Origin of the sequence: uncultured Marivirga sp. (assembly GCF_963974845.1) — a bacterium.
GTDB classification, from domain to species: Bacteria; Bacteroidota; Bacteroidia; order Cytophagales; family Cyclobacteriaceae; genus Marivirga; species Marivirga harenae.
Genome location: NZ_CAXBEQ010000010.1, coordinates 25,434 through 45,315 on the forward strand (window position 1 = coordinate 25,434; position 19,882 = coordinate 45,315).

General features: G+C 37.5%; 15 protein-coding genes. 1 reads left to right on the forward strand and 14 read right to left on the reverse strand.

The annotated features are described in order from the left end of the window. Position 1: 1 nt before the first annotated feature. Genes cyoE through AAC601_RS17575 form a run of 10 tightly spaced genes read right to left on the reverse strand, consistent with a single transcriptional unit; the run spans position 2 to position 13,297 of the window. The gene (gene cyoE, locus AAC601_RS17530; RefSeq protein WP_340153976.1) at positions 2-904 is read right to left on the reverse strand and encodes a heme o synthase; all 903 of its coding nucleotides are present in this window, start codon (positions 902-904) and stop codon (positions 2-4) included. Further along, positions 891-1,991, reverse strand: coding sequence for a COX15/CtaA family protein (locus tag AAC601_RS17535; RefSeq protein WP_340153977.1), 1,101 nt, complete (start codon positions 1,989-1,991; stop codon positions 891-893). The genes cyoE and AAC601_RS17535 overlap by 14 nt, the downstream gene beginning before the upstream one ends. Next, positions 1,972-3,840 (reverse strand): cbb3-type cytochrome c oxidase subunit I, encoded by a 1,869-nt coding sequence (locus tag AAC601_RS17540; protein WP_303270183.1) that lies wholly within the window; start codon positions 3,838-3,840, stop codon positions 1,972-1,974. The genes AAC601_RS17535 and AAC601_RS17540 overlap by 20 nt, the downstream gene beginning before the upstream one ends. Positions 3,841-3,859: 19 nt before the next feature. After that, positions 3,860-4,906 carry a cytochrome c oxidase subunit II gene (locus AAC601_RS17545; RefSeq protein WP_303270184.1) on the reverse strand — a complete coding sequence of 349 codons (1,047 nt, stop codon included), beginning with the start codon at positions 4,904-4,906 and terminating at the stop codon, positions 3,860-3,862. A gap of 24 nt (positions 4,907-4,930) precedes the next feature. Continuing rightward, positions 4,931-6,286: a quinol:cytochrome C oxidoreductase gene (locus AAC601_RS17550; protein ID WP_340153978.1), complete on the reverse strand. Its 1,356-nt coding sequence runs from the start codon at positions 6,284-6,286 to the stop codon at positions 4,931-4,933. Between the two features lie 25 nt (positions 6,287-6,311). Continuing rightward, positions 6,312-6,956 carry a cytochrome c gene (locus AAC601_RS17555; protein WP_340153979.1) on the reverse strand — a complete coding sequence of 215 codons (645 nt, stop codon included), beginning with the start codon at positions 6,954-6,956 and terminating at the stop codon, positions 6,312-6,314. A gap of 13 nt (positions 6,957-6,969) precedes the next feature. Beyond that, positions 6,970-7,494: a DUF3341 domain-containing protein gene (locus AAC601_RS17560; RefSeq protein WP_303270187.1), complete on the reverse strand. Its 525-nt coding sequence runs from the start codon at positions 7,492-7,494 to the stop codon at positions 6,970-6,972. A 2-nt stretch (positions 7,495-7,496) separates the two neighbouring features. Continuing rightward, a complete protein-coding gene (gene nrfD / locus AAC601_RS17565) occupies positions 7,497-8,870 on the reverse strand; it encodes an NrfD/PsrC family molybdoenzyme membrane anchor subunit (protein ID WP_303270188.1) in 1,374 nt (457 codons plus the stop codon). Positions 8,871-8,888: 18 nt separating this feature from the next. Next, positions 8,889-11,993, reverse strand: coding sequence for a TAT-variant-translocated molybdopterin oxidoreductase (locus AAC601_RS17570; RefSeq protein ID WP_340153980.1), 3,105 nt, complete (start codon positions 11,991-11,993; stop codon positions 8,889-8,891). 35 nt (positions 11,994-12,028) lie between these two features. Beyond that, the gene (locus AAC601_RS17575; RefSeq protein WP_340153981.1) at positions 12,029-13,297 is read right to left on the reverse strand and encodes a c-type cytochrome; all 1,269 of its coding nucleotides are present in this window, start codon (positions 13,295-13,297) and stop codon (positions 12,029-12,031) included. Between the two features lie 541 nt (positions 13,298-13,838). Here AAC601_RS17575 and AAC601_RS17580 point away from each other — a divergent pair. After that, positions 13,839-14,789 (forward strand): aldo/keto reductase, encoded by a 951-nt coding sequence (locus tag AAC601_RS17580; RefSeq protein WP_340153982.1) that lies wholly within the window; start codon positions 13,839-13,841, stop codon positions 14,787-14,789. An 82-nt stretch (positions 14,790-14,871) separates the two neighbouring features. On the opposite strand, the gene AAC601_RS17585 is transcribed toward AAC601_RS17580, so the two are convergent. The 4 genes from AAC601_RS17585 to AAC601_RS17600 all read right to left on the reverse strand — a co-directional run bounded on the left by AAC601_RS17585 (position 14,872) and on the right by AAC601_RS17600 (position 19,757). Beyond that, entirely contained in the window at positions 14,872-16,419 is a 1,548-nt protein-coding gene (locus AAC601_RS17585) for an aldehyde dehydrogenase family protein (RefSeq protein ID WP_340153983.1), read from the reverse strand. A 231-nt stretch (positions 16,420-16,650) separates the two neighbouring features. After that, complete coding sequence (locus tag AAC601_RS17590) at positions 16,651-18,114, reverse strand: carboxypeptidase (protein ID WP_340154009.1); 1,464 nt, start codon at positions 18,112-18,114, stop codon at positions 16,651-16,653. Between the two features lie 197 nt (positions 18,115-18,311). Continuing rightward, positions 18,312-18,860 carry a cupin domain-containing protein gene (locus tag AAC601_RS17595; protein ID WP_340153984.1) on the reverse strand — a complete coding sequence of 183 codons (549 nt, stop codon included), beginning with the start codon at positions 18,858-18,860 and terminating at the stop codon, positions 18,312-18,314. An 87-nt stretch (positions 18,861-18,947) separates the two neighbouring features. Further along, on the reverse strand, positions 18,948-19,757 hold the full coding sequence (locus tag AAC601_RS17600; protein ID WP_340153985.1) for a helix-turn-helix domain-containing protein: 810 nt from the start codon (positions 19,755-19,757) through the stop codon (positions 18,948-18,950). Positions 19,758-19,882: the final 125 nt, after the last annotated feature.

Consider the following 19,882-nt stretch of genomic DNA (forward strand, 5'->3'; position numbering starts at 1 on the left):
ATTATATTTTATCTAAAAGATAAGCCACTTGGACTATCGGTAGGTATAAAAACGACCCAAACATAATTTTTAATGCTGCTTCCTTACTGCATTCTTTCATTAGGTAGAATGTTTGACTAAGAAATAACACTCCGCAAATGGTTGCTACTAATGCCGAATAAATACCAGTAATTCCAAAGAGCGTTGGAAGTAAACCCAAGGGAATCAAAAATAAGGTATAGATCATAATCTGAATTGCAGTATTTAAGTCCTTTTTACCTCCAGAAGGTAATAGCTTAAAACCGGCCTTCTTATAGTCGTCATCCGCTACCCAAGCAATAGCCCAAAAATGAGGGAACTGCCAAATGAACTGGATCCCGAATATAATCCAAGCTTCGATGCCAAAACCATTAGTTGCAGCTACCCAGCCTAATAAAGGAGGTAATGCACCCGGAATGGCACCTACAAATACAGCAATCGGACCAACTCTTTTCAGAGGAGTGTATACAAAGCTGTACAAAATTAAAGACACTAATGAAAGAATGGCCGTCATCACATTCGTGTATACAAGAAGTAAGCCTATACCTGATGCTCCAGTCACGATTGCAAAAATTGTTGCTTCTTGAATAGATATTTTCCCTGTTGGGATAGGACGATTTTTCGTTCTATCCATTTTCTTATCTAATTCTACCTCAATAATCTGATTGATTGTAACAGCAGAACCTGAAACTAAAAAACCTCCCAATGAGAGAAAAGCTAAAACCACGTAATCAATGCCTGCTCCAGAAAAGCCTAAAACGTAACCGAAAGCAGACGAAAAAGCTACCAAAAAGCTTAGCCTCGGTTTAAGAAGAACGAATAAATTCTTTGCGTAACTTATAAGTAAGTCGCTTAAAGATAAATTTTGTGAATTAGGATATTGCATACTCCCTTTTATTTTTCTTTTTCGTGCTATACACTACTTGTAAAAATATATAAAACTGAATCCCAAAAATCATACTACCTAGAACCAAATGAATAGGCTGCGCCCAAAAAGGCACAGCAAAATATGCCATTATGGTACCGGATAAGATTTCAAGAATAATTAAACTAATTAATATTTTTACATTTCTATAAATGATATCTAAACTGTTTTTTTGCTTAAATAATTCATACAGTAAGTAGAAATGAACAAGGGCAATAGCTATTGAGAATGATCTGTGAATGTAAAATTCTAGACCTAAACCTTCTATCCAACTACCCCTTAGAGCCTCTCCCAACCTAAGAGCTACCACATCGAGTGCTTCTCGCACCTGAGTACCAAGGACAATTTGTATAAGTATCATGACCATAGCCACAAGTAGAATTCTTGACAAATTTTTCGATTTGGCTCCTTCTATCTTCTTTATTCTGCTCTTCTTATTAACAACAAAATAAAGTCCAGTTAAAACTGCAAGAATAACCATGGCTAGCATCATATGCACTGTGATCAACCAAGATAGTAGGTTTGTCGAAACTACAACCGAACCAATCCATCCTTGAATCAATACTAAGACCAAAGACGCAAAAGCTAAAGCAAAAATCGTTTTAGACTGCCTAACATACTTTAAAGAGCCTGCAACACATAGCACAATCAACAGACCGACCACTGCACCTAATAATCGATTTAGATATTCAGTCCAAGTCTTCGACACATTGAATTCTGCCTCTTCCTTAATTGATTCGTCCGCTAATATTGCCTGACCAATCTCAGAATACCCAAAGACATCTAAGTAACTAGCGAATTTTAAGTTTTTTTGGTGTCTGTATTCAGCATAAAAATCTTGATAATCTTCTGGCAACTGCTCTGCTGAAGTTGGTGGAACCCATTGACCAAAACATTTAGGCCAATCAGGACACCCCATGCCTGATCCGGTACTTCTGACAATACCCCCAGCTAGGATCAAAAGATAAACAGCTACTACCGTAACTGTAACTAAGTTCCGATAGTAGCTGCTTATCTTAAATGAGTTATTATGCGTTTGCTTTTGCATCAGCTGCTGGATCAACAACCTCTTTCTTCGCTAGTTCAACCTCATGGTCTAAATTAGACTCAGGAGTCTGAGACAAAGGAATATGCTGAGGAATAAAATCCTCCTTTGCACCTGGCTTACTATAATCATACGGCCATCTGTAAACTTTAGGAATTTCTCCAGGCCAATTACCATGACCAGGCTCAATAGGAGCAGTCCATTCTAAAGTATTTGATCTCCATGGATTTTGAGGTGCCTTCTTCCCTCTGTACATTGAATAAAAGAAATTGAACAAAAATAAGAACTGAGCAGCAACGGTAACGAAGGCTGCGACAGAAACAAACATATTCAAATCAGTATAGCTACTAAAAGCGTCAAAGTTAGTCCATGAATAATATCGTCTAGGGAATCCTGCAATACCAATGTAATGCATTGGGAAGAAAATCATGTAAACCCCTATGAAAGTCATCCAGAAGTGGATATGGCCAAGCTTTTCATCCATCATTCTACCAAACATCTTAGGGAACCAGTGATAAACACCTGCTAGCAAACCAAAGATTGATAAACTACCCATTACCAAGTGGAAATGTGCTACAACGAAATAAGTATCGTGTAACTGAATATCAATTACTGAATTTCCTAAGAAAATTCCAGTCAACCCTCCAGATATGAAGAATGAAACTAAACCAATTGAAAATAGTGTCGCTGGTGTAAATATGATGTTACCTTTCCAGAGTGTTGTTAAGTAATTAAATACTTTAACCGCTGAAGGAATTGCAATTATCAATGTTAAGAACATGAAAACTGAACCCAAGAAAGGATTCAAACCTGACACGAACATGTGGTGTGCCCACACTACAAATGATAAAACAGTTATCCCTAACATTGACCCAATCATAGCTCTATAACCGAAGATAGGTTTTCTTGAGTTAGTAGCAATCACCTCGGAAGTAATACCCAATGCAGGCAATAATACAATATAAACTTCAGGGTGTCCTAAAAACCAGAATAAGTGTTGATACAGAATTGGACTACCCCCCATGTTTGGCAATGCCTCCCCTCCGATGTAAATATCAGATAAGTAGAAAGAAGTACCGAAACTTCTATCAAACACTAATAATAAAGCTGCTGCAAACAAAACAGGGAATGATAACAAACCAATTACGGCAGTTAAGAAAAAAGCCCAAATCGTTAATGGTAATCTTGAGAAGGACATTCCCTCTGTTCTTAAGTTAATTACTGTAGTGATATAATTAATACCTCCCAATAGCATGGAAACAATAAAGAATACCATAGCTACTAGCCATAAAGTCATTCCCAGCCCTGAACCTTGGATTGCCTGTGGTAATGCACTTAATGGTGGGTATACCACCCAACCACCTGCAGCTGGACCTGTTTCTATAAAAATTGATGACATCATTACCACACTAGATGCAAAAAAGAACCAATATGACAACATATTCATAAATCCTGAGGCCATATCTCGGGCCCCAATCTGCAATGGTATTAAATAGTTACTGAATGTCCCACTTAAACCAGCTGTTAAAACAAAGAATACCATAATGGTACCATGCATCGTTACTAAGGCAAGGTAAAATTCCGGATCTAACTGCCCAGCTTCGGATATCCATCCGCCAAGAAGTGGTCTTAACCAACCTAAATCCATATCAGGGAAGCCTAACTGAAGTCGGAAAATAACTGACATTCCAACACCGATTAACCCCCACAGAATTCCAGTAATCAGGAATTGCTTACCAATCATTTTATGATCAGTAGTAAAAATATATTTAGAAATAAAGCCTTGTTCGTGGTCATGGTGCTCATCATGATGAACTTCCTGACTTAAATTTGCTTCTGCCGTTGTTGACATAACTTTATGATTTAATTTTTTAGTCTAACTTCTTGTTATCAATTCCTGTTTTCAAAAGTGCTAATTCTTTCAAATCTTCTGGCACCTTAGTTAAATATTCAGGATTCCTTTTTAAGAAAGATTCCTGTTCTGCATACCACTCTTGGTATTCCTCAGGTGTGTCTACAATAAGGGTTAATCTCATGGAATTATGACCTCTCCCACAAACCTCAGTACAAGCTATTTCATAATTAAATTCAGGATCATTTAATTCCTCCCTCATTTCTTCGGTTGTTTTGGTCGCTGTAAAGGTAAAAGATGTTGGCATCCCTGGTACTGCATCCATTTTCAACCGGAAATGAGGTGCAAAAACGCTATGCAATACATCTCTCGCTCTAATATTGAAAGTCACAGGCTCGCCTTTTGGTATATGCATTTCACGAGGAATAAAATCATCATACGCTGCTTTATCGTTAAAATCAATACCAAAACTATTTGTAGCTTCTATTACTCGATAATCTGTATTACCTAACTCTCCATCAAGGCCTGGATAGCGTACTCCCCAAGCAAACTGATAACCCATAATTTCTAGATTATTTGTGTTTTCAGGAGCTGGTGCAGTAATATCAGTCCACACTCTCCAACCTGTAAAAACTAATACAGCTAACACTACTGCAGGAACAAAAGTCCAAATAACCTCTAATTTATTATTCTCAGGATAAAAAAGTGCCTTGGAATTCTCTTTATATTGATACTTCCAAGAAAAATAAAACAGTAAAATTTGAGTAATTACAAAGACAACACCGGTTACTGCCATAGTAACCCAAAACATCCACTCATATTCAACCCCGTGCTCTGATGCAACGGGTAAATTATAATTTTCAAACTCTTTGAAAGAATACCAGAAAAACAAGAAACCAGTTCCGAGTAAAAAAACGATAAACATGGCCCCATTAATTTTATTAGAACTAGATTCTTTCTTTTCTCCATCTCCCTTCGCGACACTTATTAAGGCCGAAATTCTGAAGATAAAGAACAAAATTGCTAATAAAAGTACTACTCCTAAACCTATAGCTAAATTGAACATATATATTACTGTTACTAAATTAAATTAAAATACATGGTGATGTTCTGCTTCTTTCAACATTGGGTGATTTTTGGCCACCAATGAAGACTTAGATAATCCAGTTAACGCAACAAATAAGAATGCAACTCCGAAGATGATCGCCATTCCGATTTCTAACAAACCAAATCCTCCATTTTCTTTCATTACTGCTGGGGTTACCATCAGATAAAAATCAAACCAATGACCGATAAGAACCACAATTGTTACGATTTTCAAGAAAACAGTATGTCTTTTTGAATCTCTTGGCATGAAAACCAAGAATGGAAAGAAAAAGTTTAAAATCAAGTTAACAAAAAACACAATACTGTAATGATCACTAGTAAGTCTTTCAATAAAGTATACAGTTTCCTCTGGAATGTTAGAATAATAGATCAACATAAATTGAGAAAACCATATGTAGGTCCAGAAAATAGAGAATGCAAAAACAAATTTCCCTAAGTCATGTAGAACCCCTGTATTTACAATTTTCAAATATCCGTTCTCCTTAAGAATTACTGTTATCAAAGTGATAGCCGCTAAAGCAGTAACCCACCATGAAGCAAATACATACCATCCGAACATGGTAGAGAACCAATGCGTATCAATTGATAGTATCCAATCCCAGGCAGAGGTAGAAGAAGTGACAGCAAAGAATACAATAAAGCCTGCTGATATACCTCTTAACTTATAATAATACTTTTCACCTCCGTTTAAATCTTCCTCTAAAGACTTTTTACGAATCCAACGGAACATTAAAAACCACACTACAAAATAAACAACTAGTCTGGCCAAGAAGAAAGGTGTATTCAAGTACCCCTCTTTACCCGCAATAATAGAGTCATATCTTGGATCGTTAACATCATACAAATATTCATGAGTCCAGTGGAAAATATCATGCCCTCCTACTAAAAATATAACCAAAGTTAAAAGACCGCCTATAGGCAACCAGTTACCGAAGGACATTGGAATCCGTATTAAAGCAGCAGACCAGCCAGCTTGAGCAACATATTGGATGGCCACGAAAAAGACTCCAAGAAGGGCCAGACCAACAAAATACATATTATTAATCCAAAGATTGGCATAAATTCTTTTCAACCAACTAGGATTACCTGCATGTTCACCACCATGAGCCTCAGCACCTTCTAAATGGTTTTGATCTCCATCCTCGGTTACATGAGCACCTTCGTTACCGTCAGACATGATAGCTCCATCATGCATTTCTTGAGCATGTCCAGCTTCTTCACTATGGTCTGTGGTACTTGCAAAAAAAGTACCTAGTCCAAATAATACAAGCCCTACAATCGCTAAAACAGAAAGTGTCTTTTTTGCTTTTGAGGTAAATTCAAATTTTTCTTCAGCCATGATAACTTATCTTAAAACTGTTATATTAATCTTGTTTTTGTAAAGTTTGTACATAACGTACAATTTTCCATCTATCTTCTTGTAGCACTTGAGAACCATGAGCTCCCATTCTTCTAATTCCGTGTGTAATTACATGAAAAATATGTCCTTCCGACAATTGCGAAGTTGCTCCGGCACTGTATGATGGTACCCCTTGATATACCTTTCCTACTAATGCTGTTTCATCCATAGAACCACCACCATTTTCTCCGTGGCAATGAGTACAGTATTTGGTGTATAAAACCTTACCTTCTTCCAGAATCACATCATTATCAGGTAATGGGTTTTTCATTATTCTAGCCGCCAATTCAACACTATCCTTTGGTAATCGATAGGGAAGCATTCCATTTTCATCTCTAGGCACCGTATTGTTAGCAGGTTGCCTCATTGTCATGCCAAATGGATTGTTAGGGTTTGAGTTGAAATATTCTCCATACTCGTCTTCATCAGAACCAACCCATGCTCCAGCATCCTTTTCAGTAATCTGCGTTAATGGTTCATAAGAAACAGCATGATACATATTAGGTGCGTATTCTGTACCCGGATTATCCTCTCCCGGCTTACATGCCACAACTAAAACTGTAACTAAGCCGAAAAATAAGATTTGAAATATTCTATTTTTATTCATCATTTCCTTAATCAACTTAAAATTTCTTTTCATTTATTTCTACAGCACCTGAGTCTTTCAAGATAGCATTAAGCTCATCCGTTGATTTGCTGTTTTTAGCCAGATCAATAGCCATTACATGCATATCATCAGTACTTCTGATATCGTATATTCTCGGTTTTCCATAAGGCTTCAAATTACTGATTATAAAGAAGGTAGCAACCATCCCTAAAGCCGCAAGAAGAACTGTTACCTCAAAACCAACTGGTACAAATGATGGGATTGCAATATGATCTTTACCACCAATTATCATTGGCCAATCGATTCCCATCATGTATATCATCATCAAAAATGCTAAGCAAGTTCCAGTGATACCAAACATAAATGCTGCAATGGAAATTCTGGAGCGCTTATAGCCCAATTCATCATCCAAACCATGAACTGGATACGGAGTATAACATTCATGAATTTTTACATCGCTTCCACGGACTTTTTTAACTGCGCTTAAAAGCACTGATTCGTCATCAAAAATCCCTACGATAAAGTTTTTACCGCTTTCCATAATTATTTTTTGTTTTCAATTTCACCTGAACTAGATTTCAATACTGATTTTACCTCTGCCATATTAATCACTGGGAAGAATTTAGCAAAAGAGAAGAACAGTGTAAAGAATAAACCAAAACTGAATAGATAGATACCCATATCATAAACAGTAGGACTAAACATGGCCCAACTTGATGGCAAGTAATCTCTATGCAATGAGGTTACAATAATCACAAATCTTTCAAACCACATTCCAATATTTACCACTATGGATAAAATGAAAGTTGCCCATAAACTTGTTCTAATTTTCTTGAACCAGAATAACTGAGGTGAAATCACATTACATGTCATCATCGCCCAATATGCCCACCAATAAGGTCCGGTTGCCCTGTTTAAGAATGCATATTGCTCATATTGTACACCAGAATACCACGCCATAAACAATTCAGTAATGTAGGCTACACCCACAATTGAACCCGTTATCATAATAATGATATTCATCAATTCAATATGATTAATGGTAATATAATCCTCTAAGTTGTACACTTTCCTTGTTACCAACATTAATGTCAATACCATTGCGAAACCTGAGAAAATCGCTCCTGCTACGAAATATGGAGGGAAAATGGTAGTATGCCATCCTGGAATAACAGAAGTTGCAAAATCCATCGATACGATGGTGTGAACTGAAAGTACCAAAGGAGTCGCCAAACCAGCTAACACTAACGAAACTGTTTCATATCGCTGCCAAGTTTTTGCAGCACCATCCCAACCAAAACTCAAACCACCATATATCGCTTTCGATATTTTATTTGTAGCTCTATCCCTAATAGTAGCAAAATCAGGAATCAATCCGATATACCAGAACACCAATGAAACTGTGAAATATGTAGAGATCGCAAAGAAATCCCATAGTAAAGGAGAGTGGAAGTTAAGCCATAACGAACCAAAGGTATTTGGAATTGGAACAAACCAATAAATACTTAGCCAGGGTCTACCTGTGTGTAAGATCGGAAACATTAGTGCACAGATTACAGCAAAAATTGTCATCGCCTCTGCTGCCCTATTGATGGAAGTTCTCCATTTTTGACGGAACAAAAGCAATACTGCCGATATCAAAGTTCCTGCATGACCAATACCTACCCACCATACGAAGTTGGTAATATCCCATGCCCATCCTACGGTTTTATTCAAACCCCACATGCCTATACCATCCCATACCGTGACAGCTACAGCGTAACCTCCCACAAATAATGCTCCTAACGAAAGTGCCATAGCGGCCATCCACTTAGGGTTTGGTTTGGCTTCTACATGCCTACAGATATCATGAGAAACATCATGATAGGTCTTATTTCCCGTTACTAATACTTCTCTTACTGGTGAAGTGACTTCCATATTGCTACAGTTATTAAATTAAGCCTTAGTATTTACTTTATCTTTATTTCTGATTTTGGTCATATACCAAACGTTTGGTGCTACACGCAACTCTTCCAGCACATGGTAAGCGCGTTCTTCATTCACCTCTTTAATTGGTTCATCAGATTTCTCTTTCAATTTCAAGTATTTTGAAATCGCTGAATCTTGATTGTTCAAGTCACCAAAAACGATCGCATCAGAAGGACATGCAGAAGCACATGCTGTATTAACATCTTTATCTTCTAATTTACGCTTCTCTTTTTTCGCTTTCAATTTACCTGCTTGGATTCTCTGAACACACATAGAGCATTTTTCCATAACTCCACGAGAACGAACCGTTACGTCTGGGTTTAGCACCATTTTACCTAGGTCATTATTCATGGCCATGTTCTTATCAAACTTGGTATTGTCATGGTATTTGAACCAGTTAAATCTTCTTACTTTATAAGGACAATTGTTAGCACAATATCTTGTACCCACGCATCTGTTATAAGTCATTTGATTTAATCCCTCTGAACTGTGAGTAGTAGCGGCAACCGGACAAACAGTTTCACAAGGAGCATTATTACAATGCTGACACATCATCGGTTGGAATGTTACTTCCGGATTTTCAGCGGCTTTCTCCAAACCTGCTGTATCATCTGGTGCTGCATCTGAGCTGTAGTATCGGTCAATACGCATCCATTGCATATCTCTTCTCATCACTACTTCCTCTTTACCAACAACCGGAATATTATTTTCTGACTGACAAGCTATGGTACATGCAGAACAACCTGTACATGAATTCAAATCAATAGCTAATCCCCAATGGTGGTTATTATATTTATGTCCATTCCAAAGCGTCAATTTGGACGGAGCAACTTTTCCTTTGCTAGTGGCAACATGAGGTTGGAAATCTCTTTGCCAGTTCTTCTTTTGATAATCCTCCAATAGAGCTTCCTGAATCACAGTCTCACGCCCCATGAAGGTTTGGTGTGTTTGGGTTTGCGCTAGTTGGTAGCTTCCTGCTGTTCCATCAACGCTAACTCCGGCTGTTAAAGCATAAGCTTTTGAACCATTTAGCTGACCCAAGAAAGGATAAACATCAAAGCCTACACCATTGGCAACTTTACCAGCCATTTTTCTACCATAGCCCAATGCTAACCCGATAGTTCCATTTGCTTGGCCAGGCTGAACCAAAGCTGGAACTTCCATTGCTTGACCATTAATAGTCAAATTGATTTTAGACGTTTTACCTTCAAATATTTTTATTCCTAACTCATTGGCCATTTTTTGTGAGATCGTTGCGTAATTATCCCACGTGGCTTTTGAAATCGGATCAGGTAATTCCTGTAACCAAGGGTTGTTGGCATGATAACCAGTCCCTAAAGAAACTTTTTGGTAGAAAGAAACTTCTAATCCGCTATTGTTAGGCTTATAATTCTTATTAATTCTACCAGCAGAAGCAGACAAATCTACACCCTGAGCTGATACATTGTTGCTTTCCACTGCATAAGTGAATACACCATTATATAACGTCTTATCCCAGAATATATCGAACGTAGGCTCCTGACCATTGTAGTGATTATCCTCCCAATTCTTTCTAAGGAAATTGTAATACTCTTGTTTGTTACCAGTCCAAGTCAAGAAACTGTCCTGAGCCTGACGAGTCTTGAATAATGGAGAAATAGTTGGCTGAGTTAAGCTCAGTTGACCCTTTTTAGGCTCCGCATCATTCCAAGATTCTAAGAAGTGATGATCTGGTGCTACATATTTGACAACATCAGCTGTTTCATCTTTTCTGTCGGAAGTCGAGACTGTCAAAGCTACTTTACTCAAAGCTTTTGTCAAGTCCTCACCCATTCCCGAATCATAAACAGGATTAGCATTATAGAAAATAACAGCTTTAATACTTCCAGCATTTGCATCTTTGACAAATTTACCGAAAGCAGCATCATCGCCTTTTCTTGCATTTGAATGTTGATTCAAATCAAGGGTAGTACCATAGTTATTCAACATGGAATTGATACCATTGACCAACATTTGAATATCAGAATCATTTGAGCCTGACACTACAATTGATTTACCCTGACTAGCAACCAAGTCTTTGGCTGCTTTTGAAATGTTTGCAACCTCCACTTTATTGGTATTTATGCCAGAATTACCAGTTATTTTCGCTACTTCATTATATAAAGCAGCTACCACTAATCCGTCTTGAGAAGGTTTTATTGTTGTTCTGTAATCTGCATTCGAACCAGTCAATGAAAGGTTAGATTCGAATTGGTAATGACGCGACATTTTTTTGTTGTCACTATTTACCTTTCTTGTTTTACTATATTGCTTAGTATGCTCAATTGGAGAAACCCAAGTTCCCAAGAAATCTGCACCAAAACTTACTATTGTCTGAGCTTTGCTAAAGTCATAGGAAGGTACCGCTTTCACACCGAACATTGTTTCATTAGCTTTCAACATTCCATATTGAGAAACAGCATCATACATCACATGCTCCGTGTTTCCATACTTTTCAGCCATTTCATTAATAGCTTTTAAAGTAGATGGAGAATTGATTGTATTGGAAACAATTCTTATTTGACCGCCCGCATCGCTTATTGCTTGCAGTTGCTCAGTGATTTCTTTATCAATTGTTCCCCAATCAGCACTTTTACCTTCTTTCAAAGGACCTCTTAATCTTTCTTGGTCATATAAAGAAAGTACTGACGCTTCAACCTGTGCATTTACACCACCTTGGGTAATAGAAGAGTTTTTATTTCCTTCTATTTTGATTGGTCTTCCTTCACGAGTTTTTACCACTATACTAGCGTAGTCACCACCGACAGAGTAGGTAGATGCATAGTAATTAGGAATACCTGGGTCAACATCAACAGGTTTGTTCAAATAAGGGATCGCTTTTCTTACAGGTGCCTCGCAAGCCGCCAAAGAAGCTGCTGCTACACCAAACCCCATCATTTTCAAGAAATCCCTTCTGGAAGGACTACCTCCATTGGATTCTTTTTTATCATTGATTGGCAAGTACTCAGGAAATTCCTTTTCCGCATTTTTAACGAATGAAGGATCATTCGTTAATTGTTCAGTTCCTTTCCAATATGTTTTTTGATCACTCATATCTATGATTAATGAAGTCGATTAATTTCTTTTACTTAATAATGACATTTCGCACATTCCAGACCGCCTATGTCCACTACTTTCAAGTCGCCACCATCATGTGCTTCAACTAATTGATCGTAATATGCATTACCTTTAGCATTTACCTTAGTCTCTCTGTGACAGTTGATACACCATCCCATAGTTAATGTGCTCCATTGCTTCACAACTGCCATTTCCTCTATAGGACCATGGCAAGTTTGACATTCAATTTCCCCTACATTCACGTGCTGAGAGTGGTTGAAGTAAGCCAAATCTGGGAGGTTATGTACCCTTACCCATTCAATTGGCTTTACGTTATCACCGTATTCGCCAGTTTCAGAATCGTAATCTATGGCTTTATATATTTTGGCAATTTCTTTAGATTCGGTTTTAATAGCTGTGTGACAATTCATACAGATATTGGCAGATGGAATATTAGCACTTTTACTAATCATCACACCAGTGTGACAATATTGACATTCTATTTCATACTGGCCGGCATGAATCTCATGAGAGAACGCTATTGGCTGTGTTGGCTGATAACCTTGTTGAACACCAACAGTGTAAAGGCCATCAATAACTGTTTTAGCAACAACCGCAGTAAATATTAAAATCACGAAGAATAGGAATCCATTACTTCGAACAAGTTTGTTGAGATTTAAGCTTTGGTTAACAAATTCTTTATCTCTTTGATCTACATCGTCTTTTTGATTTATAAATTTAGTAAGGACCGTTACGATCAATACTAAAACAATTAAGATCAAGATCAATACCACTACAAACCCTATAATAATTAGAGTCAAGTACTCTGAAGGAATTCCTGATCCACCAGCACCAGCTGTAGTAGCTTCACCACCGGCATCAGCAGTCGCTTCTTGAGGTGGGTTATCAGTTTGATACTTTATATAACCTAAAATATTTTTGATTTCCTCATCTGCAAAGTAATCAAAGCTAGGCATTACAGCCTTTCCGTATTCGTTGTAAAGATTTACAGCATATTCATCACCGCTTTGAATCACCTTTTGAGAATTACTAATAAAATTTAGTAACCAAGGCAACTCTCGTCTTTCGTAAACGTTTTTAAGAGCAGGACCAACCATTTTTTGTTGAACCTGGTGACAAACAGCACAATTATTTTTGAATAGTTTTTCACCATTGGCAATGGCTTCATCGCTTGTAGGCAATTCGTCAGCCTGAGCAAAAGCATTGTTGGGTAATGATAAAAAACTCACTAATAGGAATGCTATAAAAGATAAGCGAGTAATATACGTTTTCAAGGACATATTTATTTGTTCATTTAGCATCTGGGAACACCAATTATTAATTGGGTACAAATCTACTGCCCAAAGCCATTATTTCAAATACATTTCACAGACAAATTTGGGGTTTTTATATTCCAAATCAAGGAAATAGCCTTAAATAACTGAATACAAGCTCCTTATAGCGTTACAAATAGTAAAAACAATACTAATTTAGAAAAGTTATAAATAGGCTTCTGAGTGAACTTTTGTGCATTTAGAAGAAATTAACGGAATAATGCAATGTATTCTCTTCTAAGTATTGAAAAAGGCTCCATCCTCAATCTTTCCCAAAAGCCTTCTCCTCTGTTTTTCCTCAAAAGCGAAGGGAATTTGGATATTGAGTGTATTTAATTATGTAGGCTACCACCTAGCAATAATTAAATCTTATTGACAATATTTGCAAGCCAAATTAAATCTTTTAACAGGAGTTCCTTTAGCTTGGTTTGAGACGTAATTTCACATTTTATTCAACATTACAGGATCGAATGAGTATAGTAAGAGAGACTAAAAAACTAAAATTCAAATGAGAAAATTAACTTTTAGGAACGGAGATATTTTACCTGCACTAGGATTAGGTACTTGGAAATCAGAACCAGGAGAGGTATATGAAGCTGTTTTAGAAGCAATTAAGGTTGGCTACCGACATATTGATTGTGCTTACATATATGGTAATGAAAAAGAAATTGGAGATGCCTTGCAGACAGCCTTTCAAGAGGGTATATGTAGTCGTGAACAGATTTTCATCACATCTAAATTGTGGAATAATGCACACTTGCCAGAAGATGTAGAACCAGCGCTTCAGCAGACTTTAAAAGATTTGCAGCTAGAATATCTAGATCTCTATTTAATACATTGGTCAGTGGCTCTGAAGCCTGAATCACAATTTCCCAAAACAGGTGATGACTTTCTAGGGCAAGATAATGCGCCAATCCAGAAAACGTGGATGGCCATGGAAAAATTAGTTGATAAGGGAATGACCAAACACATAGGAGTAGCAAATTTTAATATCAACAACCTTGAGAAAATAAGGAAAAATGCAACTATTAAACCTGAAATGAATCAGGTCGAGTTACACCCTAATTTAGTTCAAGATGAATTGGTAAAGTTCTGTAAGAAGCATGATATTTTGGTAACAGCCTACTCTCCTTTGGGATCAAAAGACAGGGCTAGCCAAATGAAAAAGGAGGATGAACCCGATCTATTTGAACTTCCAATTATCAAAGATTTGGCAACGAAATACGGTAAAACACCTGCTCAGATTTTGATTGCGTACGGACTCAACCGTGGCATTTCTGTAATTCCAAAATCAACTAATGCAGGCAGAATAAAGCAGAATTTGGAAGCTGACGGAATACAACTAACCCAAGATGAGGTGCAAGCCATTAATCAAGAAGATAAAGGATATCGATTTGTGGATGGTAGCTTCTGGACAATGGAAGGTTCACCTTACAGTATGAAAGATTTGTGGGGCTAAGCTATTATTGAAAAATAGAATTTAATAGCAAGACAGCCGATGGAAGTAGATTTCATCGGCTGTTTACTTGAAACTAACCTAATCAGTCCCTTTTCTCAGGTAATTGCGTATATTTTGGAAAATTACCAAATAGCTTTTCATCATTATCTGTTTTGGTCACTGCTTCCACCAAATATCTACCCCCTACAAAACAACCTTTCCAAGATTCGCCTATTCCCCCGAATGTAGCTTCGTTATCTCCCCTTGACTTCATTTTATTAATTCCGACTTTATACGCCCTGATTTGACAAGCAATTTCTTCTGCCTCCATATCATCATCGCAAGCAATAGAACCAACCAAAGCACCATTGGAAACATTCATCTCATTAATCAACTCATTTTTGTGATCGACCAAAATGATGCTGTCTAAAGGCCCGAAAGGTTCATGATGATACAGTTCTGCATTTTTAGGCAAGCTCAACAAGGCGGCTGGAGCATAATAGGCCGAAGTATCCTGGTTAGGTAGAAATAAGTCATCGTTCAACTCTCCTTGATATATGGAAACCGCACCCTTACCAATCGCATCATTGTACATCACGTCTAGTTCATTTACCTTGTTAGAGTTGATCAAAGGACCAAAATCATAATCAGGAAGTTCAGTTTCGCCCTCCTCCACCAAAAGTGGATGACCAAAACGAAGGGATTTTAAAACTGGTAAATACATCTCCAAAAACTTAGGAAATAGATTTCTTTGTACCACGAATCGTACATAAGCTGTGCATCTTTGCTTTCCGTATTTAAACCCAGACTTGATTTGCTTTGCTAAATTATCCCAATCAGAAAACTCCCAAACACCGTAAGTATTGATCCCTTCCATCTCTAACATATAGCGTTTATCTTTATTATATAAAGAGCTGGCAATTGACCGTCCATTACTCTTTCCCCCTACATAAGACAGGCAATCCACTGCTTCATGAGTAACCAGCGCTTCACTAAGAATTCGACCTGAACCACTAATTAAAGACACCGGCAACCCTTCTCTTTTTGCCAAAGCAAAACAAAGCGAAAGTGACCACAAGCCTCCATCAGAGGGTGTTTTGGCGATCACTGTATTTCCAGACAAAACTTGCACCATACAAGCATGCACCAAGACTGATAACGGATAATTCCAGGAAGCAATATTGGAAATCACTCCCAATGCCTCTCTACCTTCAATCATTTCATCAACATTGTCGATATACCACCTAACTCCATCAATGCATCGTTGCACTCCATCTAATGCCTGACTATAAGGTTTACCGATTTCCCAGACCAAAATCAAGCCCAGCAATTCTTTATGCTCTTCTAAATGATCGATTGTTTTGCTGACCTTTTCTTTCCTTTTTGCTAGAGATACTTCTTTCCAACTTTTAAATTCTTCTGCACAGTACTCCACTGCTTCCTTTCCATCTTGCGATTTCAACATGGGGTAAAAGCCTAGCTGGGTACCATCAAGACAAGAATTAAAGGGTTTCAAATTCATCTGATCGCTCCATTCTCCTTTTATGAGATTCATCACATTTCCATCTTTATTGAAGGCTTCGGGAATGAGACTTTTCAGTTGATCGTAGAGTATAGTCCACTCCGCTTTGGGTAAGATGTGTTTTGCCATAAAATTAGTTTTTTGTACCAACCTTATGTGAGAATAATATGTTTGGAATAATAATTTGATTGACCTTGAAACTTTATCAAGCGGTTTCACTCAAACCGTTTTTAATCTTTGGCTTTTATTCTTTCCCTAAGATGAACACAAATTTGATTCTGAAATAAAAGAGCCAATAAAAGTAAAACTTATTGGCTCTTTTTATCAAAGATTGATTGTTTGGCTTTGTGCCACTTTCACTTAATACTTTGCTGACTCACTGTTTGCTCCACTTTGCTTTATAAATTCTCTTAAATCGTCATTAGCCGTTTCCAAATCTGCTTTTCTTAAATACATCATGTGACCACTTCTATAGCCTTTAAAGCTTAAGCGGTCTTTCATTTTACCGCTAGGGTCAAGCTGCCACATGGTGTACTTAGAATTGAAATAAGTGGTAGCCCCATCATAATAGCCCGTTTGGAACATCACATTTAAGTATGGATTCTCCGCCATTGCTTTTCTGAGATCTTCGCGTGTATTATTATATTCAAAACTCCAAGGATAAACTGAGCCGAACATATTGTATTTAATATCAGTCTTAAAGTTCAATTCTTCTCTGATATAGGAATTGATTGCAGGTGTAAAAGAATGTAACCAAGAAGTTAATTCTGCACTGTAATCAGGAGAAACTCCTGCTTCTGTTTTGTCTATACCCAAATAGCGAGAATCTAATCGGCCGATGGTATATCCGCTTTCATCTCGCAATAGCTCCTTCCAGTAAAAGCTAGTAGGTACATCCAAATTATGCTGTAAAATAGATTTCTCCGATAAGCCTGAATAGAACGACATCTGCTCCGCTACTTGCTGTTTTTCTTCAGCTGAAAGAAAACCGCCTTTAGCTAAAGCTGGCATTAAGGTATTGATGGCAAATTCTTCTGATTCAGGTAAGATTTCCAGAAGATCTTTCGATTGTAAGGCTTCGGACAACATTCCATGATGCCAGGCCGCTGCCGTGAAGTAAGGAAAATTAATAGCCGTAGAAATCGCTGGATCGGAATTGATGGCTGTATAATCAGCTGGAGAAACCATGATTACGCCATTGAGATACATCCACTGTTGCTCCTGCAAGGCTAGGGCTAAGCCTGATACACGTGTACCACCATAACTCTCTCCTATCAAGTATTTAGGCGAAGTCCATCTCTCGTGACGTGTTACGAAGGTGTTCAACCATTCCGCTAAGTATTTGATATCCGCATTTACACCAAAGAATTTATCTCTATTGACGTCTTTGCCAGTTTCAGGAATCGTGCGGGAATAACCGGTATTCACTGGGTTTACAAATACGATATCAGCCACATCTAAAATAGAATGCGGATTTTCATGAAAGCCATAAGGTTGTACAGGGTAACCTTCTGAATCGATATTTAAAATTTTAGGACCAGTGTAAGCTACGTGCATCCAAACGGAAGCGGAACCCGGGCCTCCATTGAATGAAATTAAGAGCGGACGATTTTTAGCATCTACATCAGTTCTCTTGTAGTATGTGTAGAACAAAGTGGCATCTGGCTCACCCATTTCATTCCAAACAGGCTGTGTACCAGTAGTGGCGGTATAGGAAACTTTTTGTCCCTCGATGGTAGTGCTGTGACTAGTCACCACTGTGGTGTCTACTGCAATTTTTCGGTTTTGGGCGAATCCAGTAACACAAACCAATAGCAGGCTCATCAATAAAGTAGATTTTATATTCATCATATTCTTTCACATTAATTAAATGATATCACATAAATCTAATTGAAAGAATTGAAATTGACTATTGCTAATTCGATTAACAGTAATATGACTGGATTAGTGGTGATTGAAGCAGATTGCAATTAGGAATACAGATACTCCATATTCTAATAGCAAAACCTAAATACGAGCAATCATTTGATAAAGTTTATCCCATAATTTCCACATATCTGCCCTACCCGATCTAAATCAGGTGGACCAGGCGGTAATTCCGCTAACTCATGAAACATTTTTTCAATCCCTGCTGGAAATGCACTTGTTAACATTTTAGCCTTTTCTGTTCCGACAACCGTCCAGGAATGGGGAACGTTTTTAGGTGCAAAAGCTGTATCTCCAGCCTGAAGCACCGTACTTTTACCCCCTAGCCAAATCTCAACTTCTCCTTTTATAACCCGAAAAATTTCGTCTTCCTTAGTGTGGACGTGGGGAGGAATTCCAACGCCTGGCTCTACATCATCCACCCACTCAACAATTTGATTATTGGTGTCACTACCCACCAATTTGTGTTTTTGCACGTCTCCTAAGACGTTAAATACTTCCCCTTCATTGTCTTTAATAATTTTGGGACTGAGCTTATTGGCAAGATTTGTTTTTCCAAATAATGGCTTACTACTTGCTATTCCGGAAAGCAGAGCAATGCCAACTCCTACTCCTGAGGTCTGTATAAATTTTTTTCTGTTCATGGTTCTTATCTTTATGAGTAAAGATAAGGACACCAATGGCAATCAAAGTTGTGATAAAATCGGTAAAACCTTTGAATTTAGAACGGCTCAGCTTTTTCTGATCTGTGATGGGGTCATTCCCGTATGCTTTTTGAGAAAATAACTAAAATAATCGGGGGCAGAAAATCCTAATTCGTAGCATATTTCCTTCACGCTTTTATCTGTAAATTTTAAAATATGACGGCTCCTCATAATTAATTGCTCATCAATAAGGTTTTTTGCATTCGTATGTAAAACATCTTTCACACACTCATTGAGATATTTGCTTGATACATTAAGTAAATTAGCATAGTGGCTAACCTCATGTTCTTGTGTAAAGCGCTGGTCAATACTTTTCTTAAACTTATACACTAAAGTTGCTTTAGCATTATTATCCGAAATCACACTTTTGATATTACACTTACCATCGCAATACATAAAAAAAGTGTTTAAGAGCGATAAAATAGCTTCTTCTTTATGTGCCAGATTAGTGCTTATTAATTCATCAAGCATTTCAAGAATAGATTGCACCCGTTTTTCTATACCAGGAGCAAGATTGATCTTTGGAATTTCATCAGTGGACTTAAATAATCTGACCTGTGTGATATGAAGGTTTTTAAAGGTTGGATGGTTCAAAATGCTTTTGGGCAGATATAGCACATAACCCGATGAAGTACCCACATCATTTTTAAAAATTGTCCAACGATGATCAGGTGTAAGAAAGAAAACAGAATTTGAAACGTGGCGGTATTGGGTATTGTTAATTTCTATATATCGAACATGGTCTTGAATCCAACAAAGGTGATAGTACCCCTCTTCATTTATACACGAACTTAGCTCATCAAGTATTGGTGATATTTTTACTTTTTCGGATACCATAAGTGCATTATAGTCATTGGCTATTGAGAGAAAAGCAAGGCGGACTCATTTATGATTCACCATCTACAACCAGCCAAGCCGTCTTTTAAAATTACACATACTAGCTAATTCTGCAAGTTAAAACC